This is a genomic window from Cupriavidus sp. DF5525 (assembly GCF_040149425.2).
Lineage (GTDB): Bacteria > Pseudomonadota > Gammaproteobacteria > Burkholderiales > Burkholderiaceae > Cupriavidus > Cupriavidus pickettii_A.
On the sequence record NZ_CP168266.1, the window covers coordinates 1,935,187 to 1,955,244 of the forward strand.

The 20,058-nt window shown below is 66.7% G+C and carries 17 protein-coding genes and 1 pseudogene; 16 read left to right on the plus strand and 2 right to left on the minus strand.

Annotated features, from left to right (window positions below; all coding sequences use genetic code 11):
- Positions 1-115 precede the first annotated feature (115 nt).
- The 5 genes and pseudogenes from ABNX08_RS30080 to ABNX08_RS30100 all read left to right on the plus strand — a co-directional run bounded on the left by ABNX08_RS30080 (position 116) and on the right by ABNX08_RS30100 (position 4,952).
- Positions 116-739: a flavodoxin family protein gene (locus ABNX08_RS30080; RefSeq protein WP_022539433.1), complete on the plus strand. Its 624-nt coding sequence runs from the start codon at positions 116-118 to the stop codon at positions 737-739.
- Positions 740-1,022: 283 nt separating this feature from the next.
- Positions 1,023-2,693: pseudogene (locus ABNX08_RS30085) on the plus strand (ribonucleoside triphosphate reductase); the annotation flags it as partial.
- Between the two features lie 50 nt (positions 2,694-2,743).
- Positions 2,744-2,917: an anaerobic ribonucleoside-triphosphate reductase gene (nrdD, locus tag ABNX08_RS30090; RefSeq protein ID WP_022539435.1), complete on the plus strand. Its 174-nt coding sequence runs from the start codon at positions 2,744-2,746 to the stop codon at positions 2,915-2,917.
- Positions 2,880-3,635, plus strand: coding sequence for an anaerobic ribonucleoside-triphosphate reductase activating protein (locus ABNX08_RS30095; RefSeq protein ID WP_022539436.1), 756 nt, complete (start codon positions 2,880-2,882; stop codon positions 3,633-3,635). Before nrdD ends, ABNX08_RS30095 begins: the two co-directional genes overlap by 38 nt.
- A 219-nt stretch (positions 3,636-3,854) precedes the next feature.
- Positions 3,855-4,952 carry a methyl-accepting chemotaxis protein gene (locus ABNX08_RS30100; protein ID WP_022539437.1) on the plus strand — a complete coding sequence of 366 codons (1,098 nt, stop codon included), beginning with the start codon at positions 3,855-3,857 and terminating at the stop codon, positions 4,950-4,952.
- Positions 4,953-4,968: 16 nt separating this feature from the next.
- Here ABNX08_RS30100 and ABNX08_RS30105 read toward each other — a convergent pair whose 3' ends face one another.
- Both ABNX08_RS30105 and ABNX08_RS30110 read right to left on the minus strand, forming a co-directional pair.
- Complete coding sequence (locus ABNX08_RS30105) at positions 4,969-6,312, minus strand: aspartate aminotransferase family protein (protein ID WP_022539438.1); 1,344 nt, start codon at positions 6,310-6,312, stop codon at positions 4,969-4,971.
- A gap of 186 nt (positions 6,313-6,498) precedes the next feature.
- A complete protein-coding gene (locus tag ABNX08_RS30110; protein WP_022539439.1) occupies positions 6,499-7,977 on the minus strand; it encodes a helix-turn-helix transcriptional regulator in 1,479 nt (492 codons plus the stop codon).
- A 237-nt stretch (positions 7,978-8,214) separates the two neighbouring features.
- On the opposite strand from ABNX08_RS30110, the gene ABNX08_RS30115 reads away from it, so the two are divergent.
- The 11 genes from ABNX08_RS30115 (at position 8,215) to ABNX08_RS30165 (ending at position 20,056) form a co-directional block, all read left to right on the plus strand.
- On the plus strand, positions 8,215-9,336 hold the full coding sequence (locus ABNX08_RS30115) for an aromatic ring-hydroxylating dioxygenase subunit alpha (RefSeq protein WP_022539440.1): 1,122 nt from the start codon (positions 8,215-8,217) through the stop codon (positions 9,334-9,336).
- Positions 9,337-9,364: 28 nt separating this feature from the next.
- Complete coding sequence (locus ABNX08_RS30120; RefSeq protein ID WP_022539441.1) at positions 9,365-10,831, plus strand: aldehyde dehydrogenase family protein; 1,467 nt, start codon at positions 9,365-9,367, stop codon at positions 10,829-10,831.
- 93 nt (positions 10,832-10,924) lie between these two features.
- Entirely contained in the window at positions 10,925-12,661 is a 1,737-nt protein-coding gene (betA, locus tag ABNX08_RS30125; protein WP_022539442.1) for a choline dehydrogenase, read from the plus strand.
- A gap of 169 nt (positions 12,662-12,830) precedes the next feature.
- Positions 12,831-13,721 carry a TorF family putative porin gene (locus ABNX08_RS30130; RefSeq protein WP_022539443.1) on the plus strand — a complete coding sequence of 297 codons (891 nt, stop codon included), beginning with the start codon at positions 12,831-12,833 and terminating at the stop codon, positions 13,719-13,721.
- Positions 13,722-13,760: 39 nt separating this feature from the next.
- Positions 13,761-14,063, plus strand: coding sequence for a hypothetical protein (locus ABNX08_RS30135; protein WP_022539444.1), 303 nt, complete (start codon positions 13,761-13,763; stop codon positions 14,061-14,063).
- Positions 14,064-14,406: 343 nt separating this feature from the next.
- Complete coding sequence (locus ABNX08_RS30140; RefSeq protein ID WP_022539445.1) at positions 14,407-16,053, plus strand: APC family permease; 1,647 nt, start codon at positions 14,407-14,409, stop codon at positions 16,051-16,053.
- A 73-nt stretch (positions 16,054-16,126) separates the two neighbouring features.
- A complete protein-coding gene (locus tag ABNX08_RS30145; protein WP_022539446.1) occupies positions 16,127-17,080 on the plus strand; it encodes a PDR/VanB family oxidoreductase in 954 nt (317 codons plus the stop codon).
- Positions 17,081-17,182: 102 nt separating this feature from the next.
- On the plus strand, positions 17,183-17,647 hold the full coding sequence (locus ABNX08_RS30150; protein WP_022539447.1) for an SRPBCC family protein: 465 nt from the start codon (positions 17,183-17,185) through the stop codon (positions 17,645-17,647).
- Positions 17,616-17,975: a helix-turn-helix transcriptional regulator gene (locus tag ABNX08_RS30155; RefSeq protein WP_022539448.1), complete on the plus strand. Its 360-nt coding sequence runs from the start codon at positions 17,616-17,618 to the stop codon at positions 17,973-17,975. Before ABNX08_RS30150 ends, ABNX08_RS30155 begins: the two co-directional genes overlap by 32 nt.
- Positions 17,976-18,114: 139 nt before the next feature.
- The gene (locus ABNX08_RS30160; protein WP_022539449.1) at positions 18,115-19,332 is read left to right on the plus strand and encodes an efflux RND transporter periplasmic adaptor subunit; all 1,218 of its coding nucleotides are present in this window, start codon (positions 18,115-18,117) and stop codon (positions 19,330-19,332) included.
- 10 nt (positions 19,333-19,342) lie between these two features.
- Entirely contained in the window at positions 19,343-20,056 is a 714-nt protein-coding gene (locus tag ABNX08_RS30165) for an ABC transporter ATP-binding protein (protein ID WP_022539450.1), read from the plus strand.
- Positions 20,057-20,058: the final 2 nt, after the last annotated feature.

A 20,058-nucleotide genomic window follows, 5' to 3' on the forward strand; every position in this document is an offset into this window, starting at 1 on the left:
ACCGCCCTCTCCGCTCCCTACACTGCATTCACCACCCGCCGCAACCGCACCAATCCATCACGCAGTTGCAGCATCACGGTATTCAGATTTCCGAAACTATCAGGGACCCGACACCATGACCACCACCGAACTCACCCGCGTCGCCATCGTCTACCACAGCGGCTATGGCCATACCGCCAGGCAAGCCCAGGCCGTCTCACGCGGCGCCGGCAGCGTCGCAGGCGCCGAAAGCCTGCTGATCCCGGTGGAAGACATCGACCAGCACTGGGACACGCTGGAACAGGTCGACGCCATCATCTTCGGCGCACCGACCTACATGGGCAGTGCCTCGGCGCAGTTCAAGGGATTCATGGACGCCACCTCGCGCAATGTCTTTGCCAAGGGCGGCAAGTGGGCCAACAAGGTGGCAGCGGGTTTCACCAACGCGGCCTCGCGTTCGGGCGACAAGCTGGCCACGCTGCAGCAGATGGCGATCTTCGCCGCGCAGCACGGCATGCACTGGGTCAACCTGGGCCTGCCCCCGGGCCACAACAACTCCAAGTCGACCGAAGACACGCTGAACCGCCACGGCTTCTTCCTGGGCGCTGCCGCGCAATCCAACGCGGATGAAAGCGCCGACGTGGTGCCGCCGCTGGCCGACCTGCGCACCGCCGAACACCTCGGCGCACGCGTGGCGGAAGTCGCGCAGCAACTAGCCGTAGGCCGCCGCGCGCTGGCGACGCTGAAGCAAGCCGCCTGATCCCCGGCAGCGTTGTTTCACGCGATCGGCCCCCTGGGGGCCGATTGTCATTCCGGGGCCCGCCCTCCATCCAACGTTCCCCGGCTGCCGACATGGATTTGCCCGCGCGCAAGTCCGGCACTCGCGCAAACCCTCCCGCCACGCCCGCTTGATGGCCATCAAGCGGCAGGCAAACCCCGGCCGCCGATCGCTCAGCACTACTATATCTAGTGCTAACCTGCCACGCACACACTAGATAAGGGGAACCATGAGCGATCTTCAGCGGCCCGGCAAGGGCGACCAGGTAGACGTGGGCAACGCCATGGAGGAATACCTGGCGCAGCGCGACTGGCGCGTGCGCGCCAATGCCAACCAGGGCTACAGTCTCGGCGGCCTGATCCTTAACGTCGCGGGCAAGGTCACGGCCAATTACTGGCTGTCGCATATCTTCAGCCCCGAGGCGGCGCGCGCGCATCGCGACGGCGACCTGCATATCCACGACCTCGACATGCTGTCCGGCTACTGCGCCGGCTGGTCGCTGCGCCAGTTGCTGACGGAGGGCTTCAACGGCGTGCCGGGCAAGGTCGAGGCCAACCCGCCCAAGCATATGTCGGCCGCAGTCGGGCAGATCGTCAACTTCCTCGGCACGCTGCAGAACGAATGGGCGGGCGCTCAGGCTTTCTCCAGCTTCGATACCTATATGGCGCCGTTCGTGCGCCGCGACCGCATGGACTACCGCACGGTGCGGCAGGCCATGCAGGAGCTGGTCTTCAACCTGAATGTGCCGAGCCGCTGGGGCACGCAGACGCCGTTCACCAATCTCACCTTCGACTGGACCTGCCCGCAGGACCTGGCCGGCCAGGTGCCGTATATCGCCGGTGAAGAGATGCCGTTCACCTATGGCGACCTCCAGCCCGAGATGGACACGATCAACCGCGCCTACATCGAAGTGATGATGCAGGGCGACGCGCGCGGCCGGGCCTTCACCTTCCCGATCCCGACCTACAACATCACGCCGGACTTCGACTGGGACCATCCCAACGCCGAACCGCTGTTCGAGATGACGGCGCGCTACGGGCTCCCCTACTTCCAGAACTTCGTCAATTCCGACCTGGAGCCGCATATGGTCCGCTCCATGTGCTGCCGCCTGCAGCTGGACCTGCGCGAGCTGCTCAAGCGCGGCAACGGCCTGTTCGGCTCGGCCGAGCAGACCGGCTCGGTGGGCGTGGTCACCATCAACTGCGCGCGGCTGGGCTACCTCCATCACGGCGACGAAGCTGCATTGCTGCAAGCGCTCGACCGCCTGCTCGCACTGGGCCGCGACGTGCTCGAAGAAAAGCGTCGCGTGGTGCAGCACTACATCGACGAGGGGCTCTACCCCTACACGCGGCGCTACCTGGGCACGCTGCGCAACCACTTCAGCACGCTGGGCGTGAACGGCATCAACGAGATGATCCGCAACTTCTCCGGCGACGCGGACGACATCACCTCGCCCCGCGGCCATGCGATGGCGATCCGATTGCTGGACCACGTGCGCGCGCGCATCACCGCCTTCCAGGAAGAGACCGGCCACCTCTACAACCTGGAAGCCACACCGGCGGAAGGCACCACCTACCGCTTCGCGCGCGAGGACCGCAAGCGCTGGCCCGACATCCTGCAGGCCGGCACGCCGGAGCATCCGTACTACACCAATTCCAGCCAGTTGCCGGTGGGCTATACGGACGACCCGTTCACCGCGCTGGCGATGCAGGAGCCGCTGCAGGGCAAGTACACCGGCGGCACCGTGCTGCACCTGTACATGAACGAGGCCATCTCCAGCGCGCAGGCCTGCAAGGCACTGGTGCAGCGATCGCTGTCGCGCTTCCGCGTGCCGTATATCACCGTCACGCCGACCTTCTCGATCTGCCCGACGCACGGTTACCTGAGCGGGCACCACGAGTTCTGTCCCAAATGCGATGCCGACCTGCTGGCACGCACCCACGCCGCGGCCGACGCGCCGCAAACCCAACTTGAAAAGGAGCTCACATGAACACAGACCTGCACCAACCGGCCACGCCGGCCCTCGATCCCGCACTGCGCACGCGCTGCGAAGTCTGGACACGGGTGATGGGCTACCACCGGCCGGTCTCCTCCTTCAACACCGGCAAGCAGGGCGAATTCCATGAGCGGCGCTTCTTTACAGAATCCCAGACCCATTGACGGACCGCTCCCCTGCGCCGCCCCGCCTGCGGCGGCGCAGGCGCTGCGCGGCGGGCCGGCGCTGGCAGGGCTGGTGCCGTTTTCCAGCGTCGACTGGCCGGGCAAGCTGGCGGCGGTGCTGTTTATCGCCGGCTGCCCGTGGCGCTGCGGATATTGCCATAACGCCCACTTGCAGCGACGCCATGCGGCCTACGCCTGGCCGGCCGTAGCCGACTGGCTTGCGACCCGCGCAGGGCTGCTGGACGGCGTGGTGGTCTCCGGCGGCGAGCCGCTCAGCGAAGCGCAACTGCCGGCGCTCGTGAACACCGTGAAAGCGCTCGGCTTCAAGGTGGCCTTGCACACCGCGGGCATCTACCCTGACCGGCTGGCGGCAGTCTTGCCTGCACTGGACTGGGTCGGACTCGACATCAAGGCCGACGCCGACAGCCATGACGCACTGGTGGGCCGGCCCGGCGGCTACCAAAGCGTGCAGGCAAGCCTTGCGCTGCTGCTGCGCGCGTCCTGTCCGTTTGAATGCCGCACGACCTGGGATCCGGCCTGGCTCAGCGAAGCCCGCCTGATGACGCTGGCGCGCACGCTTGCGGAGCAAGGCGTGCGGCACTACGCCGTGCAGGCATGCCGCGCGGGCACGGTGGCAGTGCCGGACGCAACCCTCAGCGCACCAGCAAGGGACGCGCTGGCGTCGTGGTTCGAGACGTTCGCCTATCGCGAAGCCTGAAGCGCGGCCAGCGCCGCCGTCCGCTCCGCGACGAAATCCCGCAGCCCGGGGCGCCCCCTCCCAAAGCAGGGTAAGCAAACCCTAAAGGCCCCGCCCGCCGCCGCCGTTAAGCAAACGTTGACCAGCGAAAAATCGCGAGACAGGCAGATGGCGCGGGTTAGCGGGAAACGCCGGCGCGGGCGCGCCGGCGTCTGCACTTTAAGGGGGGACGGTAGCAACATGCAGAATTTGGGGATTCGCATACGCCTGGGCGCGGCATTTGGCGCCATGTGGTCGCTGATGGCGATCGGGATTGCGGTGGCATTGCCGCGCATGCAGGGCGCCACCGACGCGCGCAACCTGCTGATCTCACTGGGCGCCGCAGGGCTGGGCCTGGCCGTCGCCGGCACCTGGTGGCTGGCGCGGAGCATCGAGGCGCCGCTGTCTGAGGCGGTCTATATCGCCGAAACCGTGGCCGCCGGCGACCTGAGCCAGGAATTCGAGACCGAGCGTGGCGGCGAATTCGGCCGGCTGCTGGGCGGGCTGGGCGAGATGGAAGACATGCTCACCGGCCTGGTGACGCGCATCAAGGCCGCCACCGATTCGATCGGCGCAGCCTCGCACCAGATCGCCGCCGGCAATACTGACCTTTCGCAGCGCACCGAGGAACAGGCCGCGTCGCTGCAGCAGACTGCGTCGAGCATGAGCGAGCTGACGGCGATGGTGCGCCAGAACACCGAACGCGCGCGCGCCGCCAACGGCCTGGCGGAAACCGCATCCGGCATCGCCGCGCGCGGCGGCGAGGTGGTCGGCAACGTGGTGCAGACCATGTCCGCGATCAGCGCCAGCTCGCGCAAGGTGACCGACATCATCGAGGTGATCGAAGGCATTGCCTTCCAGACCAATATCCTGGCGCTGAACGCGGCGGTGGAAGCCGCCCGCGCCGGCGAGCAGGGCCGCGGCTTCGCCGTGGTGGCCGGCGAGGTGCGCACACTGGCGCAACGCAGCGCGGCGGCGGCCAAGGAGATCAAGCAGCTGATCGACGCCTCCGTGCAGCAGGTGGACAGCGGTTCGGCGCTGGTAGGCCAGGCCGGCGAGACCATGCACGAGATCGTGCAGTCGGTGGGCCGCGTGACCACGCTGCTGGGCGAGATCACCGCGGCGTCGGAGCAGCAGAGCGCCGGCATCGCGCAGGTCAATGAGGCGGTGGCGCAGATGGACGCCGTGACGCAACAGAACGCCGCGCTGGTCGAGCAGGCGGCCAGCGCCTCGAGCGCGCTGGCTGGACAGGCCACCGAGCTGCAGCAGGTGGTCGGCGAGTTCAAGCTGGACGCCTGAACGGCGTCCTTCCATGTCAGGCCGTGGCGGTCGCCGCGGCCGGCAGCACCGCCCGCACCGCGGCGGCAAAGCGCTCGACAATGCTGTCGATATCCTGCGGCGTGCAGATAAACGGCGGCGCGAACAGCACGTGGTCGCCGTGCACGCCATCCACCGTGCCGCCCATCGGATAGACCAGCAACCCGTTCTGCATCGCGGCCGACTTCAGCTGCGCATGCGTCTTCAGCGCGGGATCGAGGGTGGCCTTGCTGCCGCGGTCGGCCACGAACTCCACACCGACGAACAAGCCCCGCCCACGGATATCGCCCAGGTTGGGGTGCTCGCCCAACGCTTCGCGCAGCCGCGCGCGCAGTTGTTCGCCGCGTGCCTGCACGTTGGCCAGCAAGTTGTCTTCAGCGATCGTCCGCTGCACCGCCAGCGCTGCGGCGCATGCCGTGGCATGGCCGATATAGGTATGGCCGTGCTGGAAAAAGCCGCTGCCGCCGACGATGGTGTCGTAGATGCGACGCGTCGACAGCATCGCGCCGATCGGCTGGTAACCCGCGCCCAGGCCCTTGGCGATGGTGACGATATCGGGCACCACGCCATCCTCTTCGCACGCGAACAGGTAGCCGGTGCGGCCCATGCCTGACATCACTTCGTCCAGGATCAGCAGCACGCCGTACTTGTCGCACACGGCGCGGATGCGCTTGAGGTAGTCGCCCACCGGGGGCACCGCGCCGGCCGTGGCGCCCACCACCGTCTCGGCGACGAAGGCGGCCACGGTGTCCGGCCCCAGTTCCAGGATCTTCGCTTCCAGTTCATCCGCCAGGCGCTGGGCGTACTGCGAATCGGTTTCGCCGGCCTGCTGGTCACGATAGGCGTAGCACGGCGATACGTGGTGCGCCGGCACCAGCAGCGGCAGGAACGGCTCGCGCCGCCACGCATTGCCGCCGATTGCCAGCGCGCCCAGGGTATTGCCGTGATAGCTCTGCCGGCGCGCGATGAAGTGGCGGCGGCTGGGCTGCCCCAGCTCGACAAAGTACTGGCGCGCCAGCTTCAGCGCCGACTCCACCGCCTCGGAGCCGCCCGAGACGAAATAGACATGGTCCAGGTCGCCCGGCGCGGCCTGCGCGAGCGTGTCGGCCAGCGTCTCCGACACCTCGGTGGTGAAGAACGAGGTGTGCGCGTAGGCGATGGTGTCGAGCTGCGCCTTGATCGCCGCGATCACGCGCGGATGGGCGTGGCCCAGGCAAGAGACGGCCGCGCCGCCCGAGGCGTCGAGATAGCGGCGGCCTTCGCTGTCGATCAGTTCGATCCCCTGCCCGGCGACGGCAACGGGCAGCTTCTGGCGCGGATTGCGATGGAATACGTGGGTCATGGTGGTGTGGAGGCGGTGTCCTCGCAGTATAAGTACGAGCCGGCCAGCTGCGCAACAATTGTTTCATGCTTATTTTCCCGCACCCACTATGCCGCCCAATCCGTGCAACACCCCACAATCCGGCTCACAGAGAACTACGAGAAACAATTGTTTCAGACGCATCACCTGACCGACAAGGACCCCGCTTCACACCGCCTGGCGCGACTTGTCCGCCGCCCGCCGCCGAGGCGCCCGCGTTGAGCCGGATGCCGCCTCACCCTGCGGCACGCCGTCGTCCAGCGCCTCCACAATCGCAATCAGGTACCCCGGCTCGCCATCCCCAGGCCGCCGGCTCAGCGACGTCGTCACCTTGGTCCACACCGTCGAGCCATCGGGCCGGATAAAGCGCTTCTTCAGCGTATAGGTCTCCACCTCGCCGTCCAGCAGGCGCTGGTACAGGGCCAGGTTCTCGTCCAGGTCTTCCGCGACCGTCAGCTCCTGGAAGGTGCGTTGCGACAGCGCGGCGTTGTCATAGCCGAGGATCTCGCACAGCTTGCGGTTGGCGCGCAGCCAGTGGCCGTTCAGGTCGACGTGCGCAATGCCCACCGCTGCCTGCTCGAAGGTCGCGCGGAAGCGCTCCTCGCTGTCGCGGTGCGCGTCCTCGACGCGCTTCTGGTCGGTGACGTCCTGCGAGGCGCCCACCATGGTCAGCGCGTTGCCGTGCTCGTCCAGCGTGACCTCGCCTTCCTCGTGGATATCGCGGTGGCTGCCGTCGGGCAGCGTGATGCGGTAGTCGACGCGGTACGGCGCCTTGTCGACGATGGCGGCGCGGATGGCGGCCTGCACGCGCGGGCGGTCTGCCTCGACGATCGATGACAGGTAGCGGTCCATGGTCACCTTGAACGCCTGCGGCGCCCAGCCGAAGATGCGGTAGGCCTCGTCGGTCCAGGCGCAGTCGTCGTTCTGGATGTTCCAGTACCAGCCGCCCAGGTGCGCGATCTCCTGCGCCTTGGCGAGCAGCGCCTCGTTCTGGCGCAGCGCAGCCTCGGCGCGGCGGCGCTCGGTGATATCGAGGCTGACGCCGATCATCTTCACCGGGCGCTGGTCGAAGTCGCGCACCAGCGTGGCCCGCGACGAGATCCAGCGCGTGGAGTCCTCGTACACCACGCGGAATTCCCACTCGTGCATTTCCTGCGCGCGCAGCGTGCGCTCCAGCACTTCCTTCAGGCGCGGCACGTCGGCCGGATGCACGCAGGCCCAGAAGTCGTCCATGTTGCGGATATGGCGGCCGAACAGCGTGACGTCGTTGGACGAGTACATGAGGCCGTCGGTCAGCACGTTCCATTCCCACGTGACGATGCCCGAGACCTCCTGCGCGAACTTCATGCGCGCCTCGCTTTCCATGATCTCGGCCAGGTGCTTCTGGCGCAGTTCCTTGATGTGCGGATCGGAGGCCGTGCTCGCCTCCAGGTCGGCGATGGCCTGCTCGCCGTAGCGCAGCCACAGCCAGTTGACGCCCAGGAAGCGCGCCAGCGCCAGCAGGCGCTCGTACTCGATCTCGCCGCCGCGGGTCCACTTGTGCACCGCCGACGGCGATACCGACAGCGCCTCGGCCACCTGCTTGAGCATGATCCTTTTGCCTTCCAGCACCCCTTTCAGGCGCGTGGCAAAAGTGTCTTCGGTCATGGGCATCCCCTCCACTTTTTTTCAACCGATGGTGAATTGAGTAACTCGAACCTTACACCATCACCGCAAAACGCGCGAATTGATAGCGTCGAACAATCAGCACACCGGATCTCATCGATTTTTTGATATTGCAGGGCCACCTTGCTCCTCACTAGACTTCACTCACATCACCAATAGTAATTTAATTTACTAATAGTGAATCGCCAAAGCACCGAGACAAACGAGGAGACAATCCCCATGCAAGAGACCACCGCCCCCGTCTGCGGCACCGCCGCCCCGCTGGCTTACACGCTGCCGGCCCACTACTACACCTCTCAGGAAGTCTTCGAGCAGGAAAAGAAGACGATCTTCGCGCGCAGCTGGGTGTGCGTGATGCACAAGAGCCAGGTGGCCGAGAACAACCAGTACGCCACGGTGAAGGTGGCCGGCGAGAACGTGTTCGTGGTGCGCGGCCGCGACGGCGTGCTGCGCGCGTTCTACAACGTCTGCCCGCACCGCGCCCACGAGCTGTTCGCCGACGGCGCCGGCAAGGCCAGGAACGTCATCACCTGCCCGTACCACGCCTGGTCGTTCGGCCTGGACGGCAAGCTGATCCATGTGCGCAACGCCGAGAACGTGCCGGGCTTCTGCAAGGACAACGCCGGCCTGACGCCGGTGCGCGTGGAGGAGTTCTGCGGCCTGGTCTTCGTCAACCTGGACATGGACGCCAAGCCGCTGGCCGAGCTGGCGGGCAGCCTCAACGACGAGATCCGCGCGCGCTGCCCGGATGTCGACAAGCTGGTGCCGGCGCACAAGCTCACCTACGAGATGAAGGCCAACTGGAAGGTGGTGGTCGACAACTACCTGGAGTGCCTGCACTGCCAGACCGCGCACCCGGCGCTGGTCGAGTCAATCAGGATGGAGACCTACAAGCACGAAGTGCGCGGCCTCTTCACCAGCCAGGTCGGCCAGACCCGCTCGGGCAGCGATGCCTTCACCTATGACAGCGACGCCCCCAACACCGACTTCGCTGCCTACTGGCTGTGGCCCAACGTCACGCTGAACGTGCTGCCGGGCGACGGCAACTACGGCGTGTTCTATATGTTCCCGGTGGATGCCGACACCACCATCCAGCACTTCGAGTTCTACTTCCGCGACAGCACGCCCACGGCCGAGCAGGAGCAGCTGATCGAGTACTACAAGAACGTCCTCAAGCCGGAAGATCTGAGCATCGTCGAATCGGTGCAGCGCGGCCTGAAGTCGCGCGGCTACCGCAACGGGCAGGGCCCGCTGCTGGTCACCGACGACAAAACCTCCGCCATCGGCGAGCACGGCGTGCAGCACTTCCAGCAGATGGTGCTCGACGCCCTGGCCGCCTGAAACGAACAACTGAACCGGAACCGCAGCAATGATCCAGACCCAGCTCTATATCGACGGCCAGTGGCAGTCGCCCATCGACCACGGCACGCGCGCCATCCTGAGCCCGGCCGACGAGTCCGTGATCGCGCAGGCCGCCGAAGCCACCCGCGCCGATGCGCGCCTGGCCATCGCCGCTGCGCGCAAGGCCTTCGACGGTCCCTGGCGCCAGACGACGATCCGTGATCGCGCCAGACTGCTGAACAAGATCGCCGAACTGATCGACCGCGATGCCGAGAAGCTCGCCCACCTGGAGTCGCTCAACACCGGCAAGACGCTGACCGAGAGCCGCACCGACATGGGCGATATCGCCGCAACCTTCCGCTACTTCGCGGGGCTGGTCGCATCCGAGTCGGGCGCCGTCAACGAAGCGCCGCACCATGTGATCAGCCGCACCCTGCGCGAGCCGGTCGGCGTGTGCGGCCTGATCACGCCGTGGAACTACCCGCTGCTGCAGGCCGCGTGGAAGATCGCGCCCGCGCTGGGCGCCGGCAATACCGTGGTGATCAAGCCCAGCAACCTGACGCCGCTGACCACGCACCACTTCACGCAACTGGTGGCCGAGCTGGACCTGCCGCCGGGCGTGTTCAACCTGGTGACCGCCGGCGCCGAAGTCGGCGCCGAGCTGGCCGAAAGCCTGGACGTGGACCTGGTGTCCTTCACCGGCGGCGCCTATGCCGGCGAAAGCATCATGAAGGCCGCCACCGGCAACTTCAAGCGCATCGGCCTGGAGCTGGGCGGCAAAAACCCCAACATCGTCTTTGCCGATGCCGACCTGGATGCCGCGGTCGATTACGCGCTCAACGCCGCGTTCTTCCATGCCGGGCAGGTCTGCTCCGCCGGCTCGCGCCTGATGATCGAAGACAGCATCTATGATGCATTCATCAGCCGGCTGGCCGAGCGCCTGCCGCGCATCGTGATCGGCAACGGCTTCCATGCCGAGACCCAGATGGGCCCGGTGCAGTCGGCGCAACAGCACGAGAAGATTTTGGGCATGGTGCAGGCCGGCATTGCCGAGGGCGCACGCCTGGTCCATGGCGGCAAGCGGCCGACGGGGGACGTGTTCAAGAAGGGCTACTGGCTGGAACCGACGCTGCTGGCCGACGTGACTGCCGAGATGAAGATTGCGAAGGAAGAGATTTTCGGGCCGGTGATCACGGCCGAGCGCTTCCGCTCCGAGGAAGAAGTGCTGCGTGCAGCCAACGACACCCCGTACGGCCTGGCCGGCGCGGTCTGGACCCGCGACCTGGACAAGGCCAACCGGATGTCGCGCGGCCTGCGCTTCGGCACGGTATGGGTGAACGACTACCACCCGTACTTCCCGGAAGCGCCGTGGGGCGGCTACAAGGCGAGCGGCATCGGCCGCGAGCTGGCCCGCGTCGGCCTGGACGAGTACACCGAACTCAAGCACAGCTATATCAACCTGGCCCCCAAGGCGATGGGCTGGTTTGGCGCCTGAGCGCAGCTGACTTCGCAATCGCGTGCGCCGAGTGGAATCCTGCCCGCCCCCGGGCTGCCACGCACGGCGTCAAGCAAACAAGGAGATTGCACCATGCAGGCAATCCATGAGTACGACTACATCATCGTCGGCGCGGGCTCGGCCGGCTGCGTGCTGGCCGCGCGGCTGACCGAGGATGCCGATGTCTCGGTGCTGCTGCTGGAAGCCGGCGGCCCCGACTGGCGCCTGGACTGGCGCACGCAGATGCCGGCCGCGCTGGCGTATCCGCTGCAGGGCACGACCTACAACTGGGCCTATGTGACCGAGCCCGAGCCGCATATGAACAACCGCCGCATGACGCAGGGCCGCGGCAAGGGGCTGGGTGGTTCGTCGCTGATCAACGGCATGGTCTATATCCGCGGCAACGCGATGGACTACGACGGCTGGGCCGCAAACCGGTCGCTGGAGAACTGGAGCTACGCCGACTGCCTGCCCTACTTCCGCAAGGCGGAGACCTACGACAAGGGCGCCAACGACTACCACGGCAGCAACGGCCCGCTGCACGTGACCACGCCCAAGGCCGATATCAGCCCGCTGTTCCGCGCCTTTATCCAGGCCGGCGAGCAGGCCGGCTACGGCCAGACCGACGACCTGAACGGCTACCGGCAGGAAGGCTTCGGCCCGATGGACCGCACCACCACCGCGCGCGGGCGCCGCTGCAGCACCTCGCTCGCCTACCTGGACCAGGCCAAGGACCGGCCGAACCTCACCGTGCATACGCGTGCGCTGGCCAATCGCATCCTGTTCTCGGGGCAGCGCGCCATCGGTGTCTCGTACATGCAGGGCGACCACGTGCGCGAAGCCCGCGCACGCCGCGAAGTGATCGTCAGCAACGGCGCGATCGCCTCGCCGCAACTGCTGCTGCGCTCGGGCGTGGGCAATGCGGACGAACTGCGCGCCTTCTGCATCGAGTCGGTCGCAGACCTGAAGGGCGTCGGCGAAAACCTGCAGGACCACCTCGAGATGTACCTGCAGTACGAATGCACCAAGCCGGTCTCGCTGTATCCCGCGCTGAAGTGGTGGAACAAGCCGGCCATCGGCATCGAGTGGTACCTGCGCGGCACCGGCATCGCCGCGTCCAACCACTTCGAGGCGGGCGGCTTTATTCGCAGCAGCGATGACTTCGCCTGGCCCAACCTGCAGTACCACTTCATCCCGCTGGCGATGAACTACGACGGCAGCAACCCGGTGCAGTCGCATGGCTTCCAGTGCCATGTCGGCTCGATGCGCTCGCCCAGCACCGGCTTTGTCAAGCTGGCCAGCCGCGATCCGCGCGCGAAGCCGCGCCTGCTGTTCAACTACATGGCGCATGACGTCGACTGGCGCGAGTTCCGTGCCGCGGTGCGCCTGACGCGCGAGATCATCGGCCAGCAGGCGATGGACCAGTTCCGCGGCCGCGAGATCAAGCCCGGCATGATGATCCAGAGCGATGCCGAGATCGACGCCTTCGTGCGCGAGCACGCCGAGACCGCGCTGCACCCGTCCTGCACCTGCAAGATGGGCGACGCCTCCGACCCGATGGCCGTGGTGGACAACCAGGGCCGGGTGCATGGGCTGTCGGGCCTGCGCGTGGTCGATGCCTCGATCATGCCGAAGATCATCACCGGCAACCTGAACGCGCCCACGATCATGATGGCCGAGAAACTGGCCGATGTGATCCGCGGCCGGGCACCACTGCAACGCTCGACGGCGCCTTACTACAAGGCCAAACCCGCGCGCAGCGCCACGCTCGCGGACGCGCCAGGGCAACAGCCGTCGGCCGCGCGAATGCCGATGCCGATGCCTGCCTGACACGGCGGCGCGGCGCCCGGGTTTCCCTACCAGATCCCTGACTGCGGCACACCTGCTGCCGGGACCAACGTCCCGGCGGGCAGCGTGCGCCCGGTTGACGCGTCGCGTCCTCACCCCACATAGCCGGCTCCCATAACAAACCCAGACCGGCTGCAAGGAGGAGACTTCCATGCTGCGCAAATGCTTTGCTCCAAGACGGGCCCTGCAAGGCGCCCTGCCCCTGATGCTGTGCCAGGCGCTGGCCGCGCAGGCGCAGGCGACCGACGATGCTGCAACCACGCTGGCCGTCGCGCCGGTGCCGCAGGTCACTGCTACCGTACCGCCGGCCGAGGCTGCCGCACCGTCGCCGCTGACGGCCAACATGACCCTGACCTCTCAGTACGTCTCGCGCGGCTTCCGCCAGACCTGGGGAAAGCCTGCTGTGCAGGGCGGCATCGACTACGCCCATCCGAGCGGCTTCTCCGCCGGCACCTGGATGTCGAGCATCAGCGACAAGTTCATCGAGGGCGGCACGGTCGAATGGGACCTGTATGCGGGCTACACCGGCACGGTGGGCGATTTCGTCTATGCCGGCCAGATCTATTACTACCTGTACCCGGGCGCGAAGCTGCAGTACGCACAGACCAAATACAACTACGGCGAGGCGGTCGCGTCGCTGACCTACAAGTGGTTCAACGTCAAGTACTGGCTGACCTACACCCGCGACTACTTCGGGTATAACAGCGCCTCGCTGCTGAGCGGCAACGACCTGCACAGCCGCGGCTCGGGCTACCTGGACATCAACGGCACCTTCGACCTCGGCCACGGCGTCTCGCTGCTGCTGCACTACGGCCAGGAGCGCGTGCGCAACTTTGCCGCCTACAGCTTCCGCGACGTGCGCGTGGCGGTATCCAAGGCCTTCGAGGGTGGCTGGACGCTGACCGGCGCCTATACGCGCGGCTGGGGGCGTACCGACGTCTATGACAACTACACCACCGGGGCGCTGGATTCGTCCGGCAACCCTTCCGTTTCCAACCCGCTGAAAAGCACGTTCCTGGTCTCGCTGACCAAGACGTTCTGACGGCAATCCTCAACCGCTGTTTTACCGCTTCATACCACCATGGCCTCCCTGGGTCTTACCGACGCGACCGGACTTGTCGGCGTTGCCGCCTACGTTGCCGCGCATTTTGCCGTGCAGGTCCTGCACAAATCCCCGACCGGCAGGTTGGCCGTCGTCCTCAACGTGATCGGGCCGAGCTGCATCCTGGTTTCGCTGACCGGCGCCTTCAACCTGGCGTCGTTTCTCACCCAGTGCTTCTGGCTGGGGCTGACACTGGTGGGGTGGTGGCGCAACCGGCGGGCGGGACGGCCGGTGGTGGAAACGCTGGGCGGCCCGCGGCCGGGACAGCCTGTGCAGCAGTAACCGGGAGGCGGCCGGCGCTGTTTGCAACGCAATCAATCTTCCGTTGCCTTGGCGCAGGGCCGCTCCTATACTCACTCTAAACACCAATAGTAACTTAATTCACTATTAGTGAATTTACAGCCAAACCGGAAGCCGCAAGACCTGTAATTGGCCGCGTGGCAACCCGGGATGACAACAGGAGACAAGGATGAGAAACGCCCCCAGAATCCCCGACAGACATTCCCGACCGTCGTAACCGACCGGCAGGCAGTACCCCTCAAGTACCTACCCAGACCGCAGACGGCAGACCGTGACGGAGCCCCGCTCCAGACAAACGGCACCCCGGGAAGCAAGGAGACAAATCGTGTATTCACAGAAAGACGCGCTGTCGCTCGGCGCGCAGGCGCCGCTCGCCCCTGCCCAGCAACAGACGCAATCAACCCAACCCCATGAACTGCAGCGCACGCTGACCTGGAAGGATGCCTTCTGGGTTACCAGCGGCGTGCCCGCGGGCGTGCTCTTCACCATCGGCGGCGTATCCGCCACCATTGGCAACCCTGCGTGGGTGATCTGGATCATCGCCATCCTGGTCGGCTTTGCGCAGTGCTTCGTCTACGCCGAGATCTCGGGGCTGTATCCGCACAAGTCCGGCGGCGCCTCGGTGTATGGCGCGCTCGGCTGGGTGCGCTACAGCAAGTTCGTCGCGCCGGTATCGGTGTGGTGCAACTGGGTGGCCTGGTCGCCGATGCTGGCGCTGGGCACCAGTCTTGCCGCCGGCTATATGCTGAGCGCGCTGTTCCCGCCCGATTCGGTCATCAATACTTGGCAACTGACGCTGCTGGACCTGGGCTTCGTCAGCAAAGGCCTGACGCTGCGGGTGAACTCCACCTTTATCCTGGCCACGGCCTTCCTGCTGATCACCTTCAAGCTGCAGCACAGCGGCGCGTCGGCCGCGGCCACCACGCAGCGCATCCTGGGCATCGCCTCGCTGACGCCGCTGGTGGTGATCGCGCTGGTGCCGATGTTCACCGGCGACATGCCGTCCACCAGCTTCCTGCCGCTGCTGCCGCTGACGCACGATGCCTCGGGCGCCGCGGTGCTGGGTGGCTGGAACGCCGCCGGCATCAGCACCGCGATGGGCGCGATGTTCCTGGCGTGCTGGTCGACCTTCGGCTTCGAGACCGCGGTCTGCTACACCCGCGAGTTCAAGGACCCGCAGAAGGACACCTTCAAGGCGATCTTCTGGTCCGGCGTGCTGTGCCTGTTCATGTTCATCGCGGTGCCGATCGCCTTCCAGGGCTCGCTCGGGCTAACGGGAATGCTGGAACCGTCCATCGTCGACGGCTCCGGCGTGGGCGCGGCCATGGCGCGCTTCGTCGGCGGCGGTGCGGTGGTGTTCAACGTGATCGTGGTGATGCTGGTGCTCGCGATCCTGCTGATCGTGATGACCTCGATGATGGGCTCGTCGCGCACGCTGTACCAGGCCTCGCTCGACGGCTGGCTGCCGCGCTACCTCTCGCACGTCAACGAGCACGGCGCCCCGACGCGCGCGATGTGGACGGACCTGGTGTTCAACCTGTTCCTGCTGCTGATGTCGAACTACATGGCGGTGCTGTCGATCTCCAACGTCTGCTATATGATCTTCGTGTTCCTGAACCTGCAGTCGGGCTGGATCCACCGCATGGACCGCCCGGACTGGGCGCGCCCGTACAAGTGCAAGAACTGGCTGCTGGCACTGGGCGCGTTCTTCGGGTTCTTCGACCTGGCCTTCGTCGGCGCCGGGGCCAACTTCCAGGGCGAGAACACGCTGCGCAACGGCCTGATCGCCGCGCTGCTGATCGTGCCGGTGTTCGTGTACCGCCACTACATCCAGGACAAGGGCCGGTTCCCCAAGTCGATGCGACGCGACATGGAACTGCCCAATGCCCGCGCCGGCGTGCTGCCCTACGTGGCGCTGATCGTCGGCGGCCTGGTGGTGTGGATCGCTGCCAAGCTGACGGTGATCACCTGACGGCCTTCGGCAGGCCGGCGCCCTGGCCGGCCTGCCTCCCTTCCCGATTTCCCTGAATTTCCGAGGTACCGCCATGACTGACACGCTCCGCGTACGCGTCGGCCGCGTCGAGCCGCTGGCCGCCGGCATCAAGCGCTTCACCCTGCAACCCTGCGACGGCGGTGCGATGCCCGCCTTCGACAGCGGCAGCCACGTGGTTGTCCATATGGACGGCGGCCGGCTGCGCAACGCCTACTCGCTGACCAGCGCGCTGGACAACCCGGCGCACTACCAGATCGCCGTGCGGCTGGAAGAGGCCTCGCGCGGCGGCTCGCGCTACATGCACGAGCGGGTGCGCGAGGGCGACGAGCTGCACATCGGCGCACCGGCCAACCTGTTCGGCCTGGACCACGGCACCGGCCGCCACCTGCTGATCGCCGGCGGCATCGGCATCACGCCGTTCATGACGCATATCCAGGCGCTGGCGGCGCGCAACGCCGAGTTCCAGCTGCACTACTGCTTCCGCAACCGGCAGTCCGCGGCCTTCCTGGACGTATTGCCGGGCACGCTGCAGCCCGGCCAGCTCCATCTCTATGAGAGCGATACCGGCACCATGCTCGACATCGCCGCGCTGATCGCCGCGCAGCCGGCCGATACGCATGTCTATGTGTGCGGGCCGTCGGTACTGAACGATGCGGTGGTCAACGCGGCGCGCGCGGCTGGCTGGGACGCGGGCCGCATCCACTTCGAGCAGTTCCGCAACGAGGTGGACGCCACCGGCGGCGCGTTCGAGGCCGTGCTGCAGAAGAGCGGGCGGACGCTGCAGGTCGGGGCGGACGAGTCGCTGTTGCGCGCCATCGAGAAGGCCGGCGTCAAGGTGGACTGCATGTGCCGCGAGGGCATCTGCGGGTCGTGCGAGACCGCCATCCTGGACGGTGAGGCCGACCATCGCGACCAGTACCTGTCGGATGCGGAGAAGACGGCGCAGAAGACCATGATGCTGTGCGTGTCGCGTTGCAAGGGGCAGAGGCTGGTGCTGGATCTTTAAGCAGGCCCGGCACTATCAGCAACCTTTCGGTTGCATTTCCCCACCCGGTCTCCTAATATGCAACCACAGCGTTGCATATCGAACCCTGACAGGAGACCGGACATGCCGACCGAAACCGACCGCATCGAACGCAGCATCCTGATAGAAGCCCCCGTGGCGCGCGTCTGGCACGCGCTGACCGATGCCGACACCTTCGGCAGCTGGTTTGGCGTCAAGTTTGACGGCGTCACTTTCGCCCCCGGCCAGCGCGCTGTCGGCAGCATCACCTACCCCGGCTACGAATACCTGAAGTTCGACGTGCAGGTCGAACGCATGGAGCCGGAAAAGCTGCTGTCCTGGCGCTGGCACCCGGCCCCGCTGGAACGCGGGCGCGACTATTCCGACGAACCGGCCACGCTGGTGGAATTCACGCTCCGGGAGGTGGACGGCGGCACCATGCTGACCGTGGTGGAGTCCGGCTTCGACCAGATCCCGCCCGAACGCCGCATGGACGCCTTTCGCATCAACAGCAGCGGCTGGGATGAACAAGTGAACAATGTCCGCAAGCATCTCACCGGCGCTGCCTGAAGCCCTGGACGTGCGGCAGTCTGCAGTGGTCTTTGCCGCGCTGGGCGATGAAACCCGCCTGCGGCTGGTGGCGGCGCTGTGCGCCGGCGGCACGATGTCGATCGCGCAGCTGACCGCGGGCAGCGCCATGACGCGGCAGGCGGTCACCAAGCACCTGGAGGTGCTGTCGCAGGCGGGCCTGGTGCGCGACAGCAAGGCCGGGCGCGAACGCCTGTGGCAGTTCGAGCCGGAGCAACTCGACGCCGCGCGGCGTTCGCTGGAGACGATCGGGCGGCAGTGGGACCATGCGCTGATGAAGCTGAAGCTGGCGGTGGAGCAAGAGCACTAACGCCCCCCTGCCCGCGCCCCGCCTTGCGCGCGGGCAATGGACACTGGATCACCCGCCGCTATACTGAGAGCCCGCCCACACAGCAACTCGCAGGCAGGCGCAGTCAGGCCCGCGCCGTCCTGCCGGAGGAAGCGCGCAATTGGCTGATCAAGACCTGGCAAGGCTGAAAATCGACCGCAGCGCCACCGCCGCGCCCGGCGCCCGCATCCGTCCCCGGCGCAGATGGGTGCGCTATGCAGTGATCGCGCTGGTCCTGCTCGCCGTCATCGGCATCGCCATCCGGCTCGCCGGCCCCCAGGCTGTGCAGACCACCACCGTCACCTCCGCCTATCCCACGCAGAACTTCACGCTGCTCAACGCCACCGGCTACGTCGTGCCGCAACGCAAGGCGGCGGTCGCGTCCAAGGCGCAGGGCCGGCTGGAATGGCTGGGCGTGCTGGAAGGCTCGCGCGTCAAGAAGGACGAAATCATCGCCCGGCTGGAGAGCAAGGACGTGGAAGCCTCGTTCGCGCAGGCCCAGGCCCAGGTGAAGGTGGCGCAGGCCAACCTGGAGTTGCAGCAGGCCGAATTGCGCGACGCTGAAGTCAACCTGCGCCGCTCCGAGATCCTGATCGTGCCCAACGCGATCTCGCGCAACCAGTACGACGCCGACGTGGCGCGGTACCACAAGGCGCGCGCGTCGATCAACAGCTCGCGAGCTTCGATCGACTCGGCGCAGGCCAATGCGCGCGCCGCCGAAGTGGCGGTGCAACAGACCGTGGTCCGCGCTCCGTTTGACGGCGTGGTGCTGGTCAAGCATGCCAACGTGGGCGACAACATCACGCCGTTCTCGGCCGCCGCCGACACCAAGGGTGCGATCGTGACCATCGCCGACATGGAAACGCTGGAGGTGGAAGCCGACGTCGCCGAATCCAATATCGGCAAGATCCGCGTCGACCAGCCGTGCGAGTTGTTGCTGGATGCACTGCCCGGGCTGCGGCTGGCCGGGCAGGTGTCGCGCATCGTGCCGACGGTGGACCGTTCCAAGGCCACGGTGCTGGTCAAGGTGCGCTTTGTCGACCGCGATGCGCGCGTGCTGCCGGACATGAGCGCCAAGATCGCATTCCTGTCGCGCGCGGCCACGGCGCAGGACCGCCAGCCGATGGTGGCAGTGCAGGCTGCCGCCGTGGTCACGCGCGACGGCCGGCAGGTAGCCTATGTGGTGAAGGACGGCAAGGCCCACGAAGTGCAGGTGAAGACCGGCGACAAGCTGGGCGAGCTGGTTGCGGTGCATGGCGTCAAGCCCGGCGACGTGCTGGTGCTTTCGCCCGGCGACAAGATCGGCGACGGCGACCGCGTGGCGCCGGCCAAGCCATGAGGATGGCGGCATGAACGCCCCCTCGCCTCCCCCTGGCGCCACGCCGCTGGTGCAGATCAGCCACGTCGCCAAGTCCTACCGCCGCGGCGTGCAGACCGTGCCGGTGCTGACCGATATTTCGCTCGAGATCGGCGAAGGCGATTTTGTCGCGCTGATGGGGCCGTCCGGCTCGGGCAAGAGCACGCTGCTGAACCTGATCGCCGGCATCGACCGGCCCGACAGCGGCACGCTGCGCGTGGCTGGGCTCGACATCACCCAGCTGCCGGAAGCCACGCTGGCCGAATGGCGCGCCGCCAACGTTGGCTTTATCTTCCAGTTCTATAACCTGATGCCGGTGCTGACCGCGTTCGAGAACGTGGAACTGCCGCTGATGCTGACCGGCCTGCCGCGCGCGGAACGGCGCGCGCGCGTGGAACTGGTGCTAAGCATGGTGAACCTGTCCGATCGCATGAGTCACTACCCGTCGGAGCTGTCCGGCGGCCAGCAGCAGCGCGTGGCGATCGCGCGCGCGCTGATCACCGACCCGACGCTGATCGTTGCCGACGAACCCACCGGCGACCTGGACCGCACCTCCGCCGCGGAGATCCTGGCGATGATGCAGCGGCTCAATGCGGAAGTCGGCAAGACCATCATCATGGTCACGCACGATGCGCATGCGGCCGCCGCGGCCGGCTCGCTGGTGCACCTGGAGAAAGGGGAGCTGATCCGTGGCGAGGTCGCCTGACT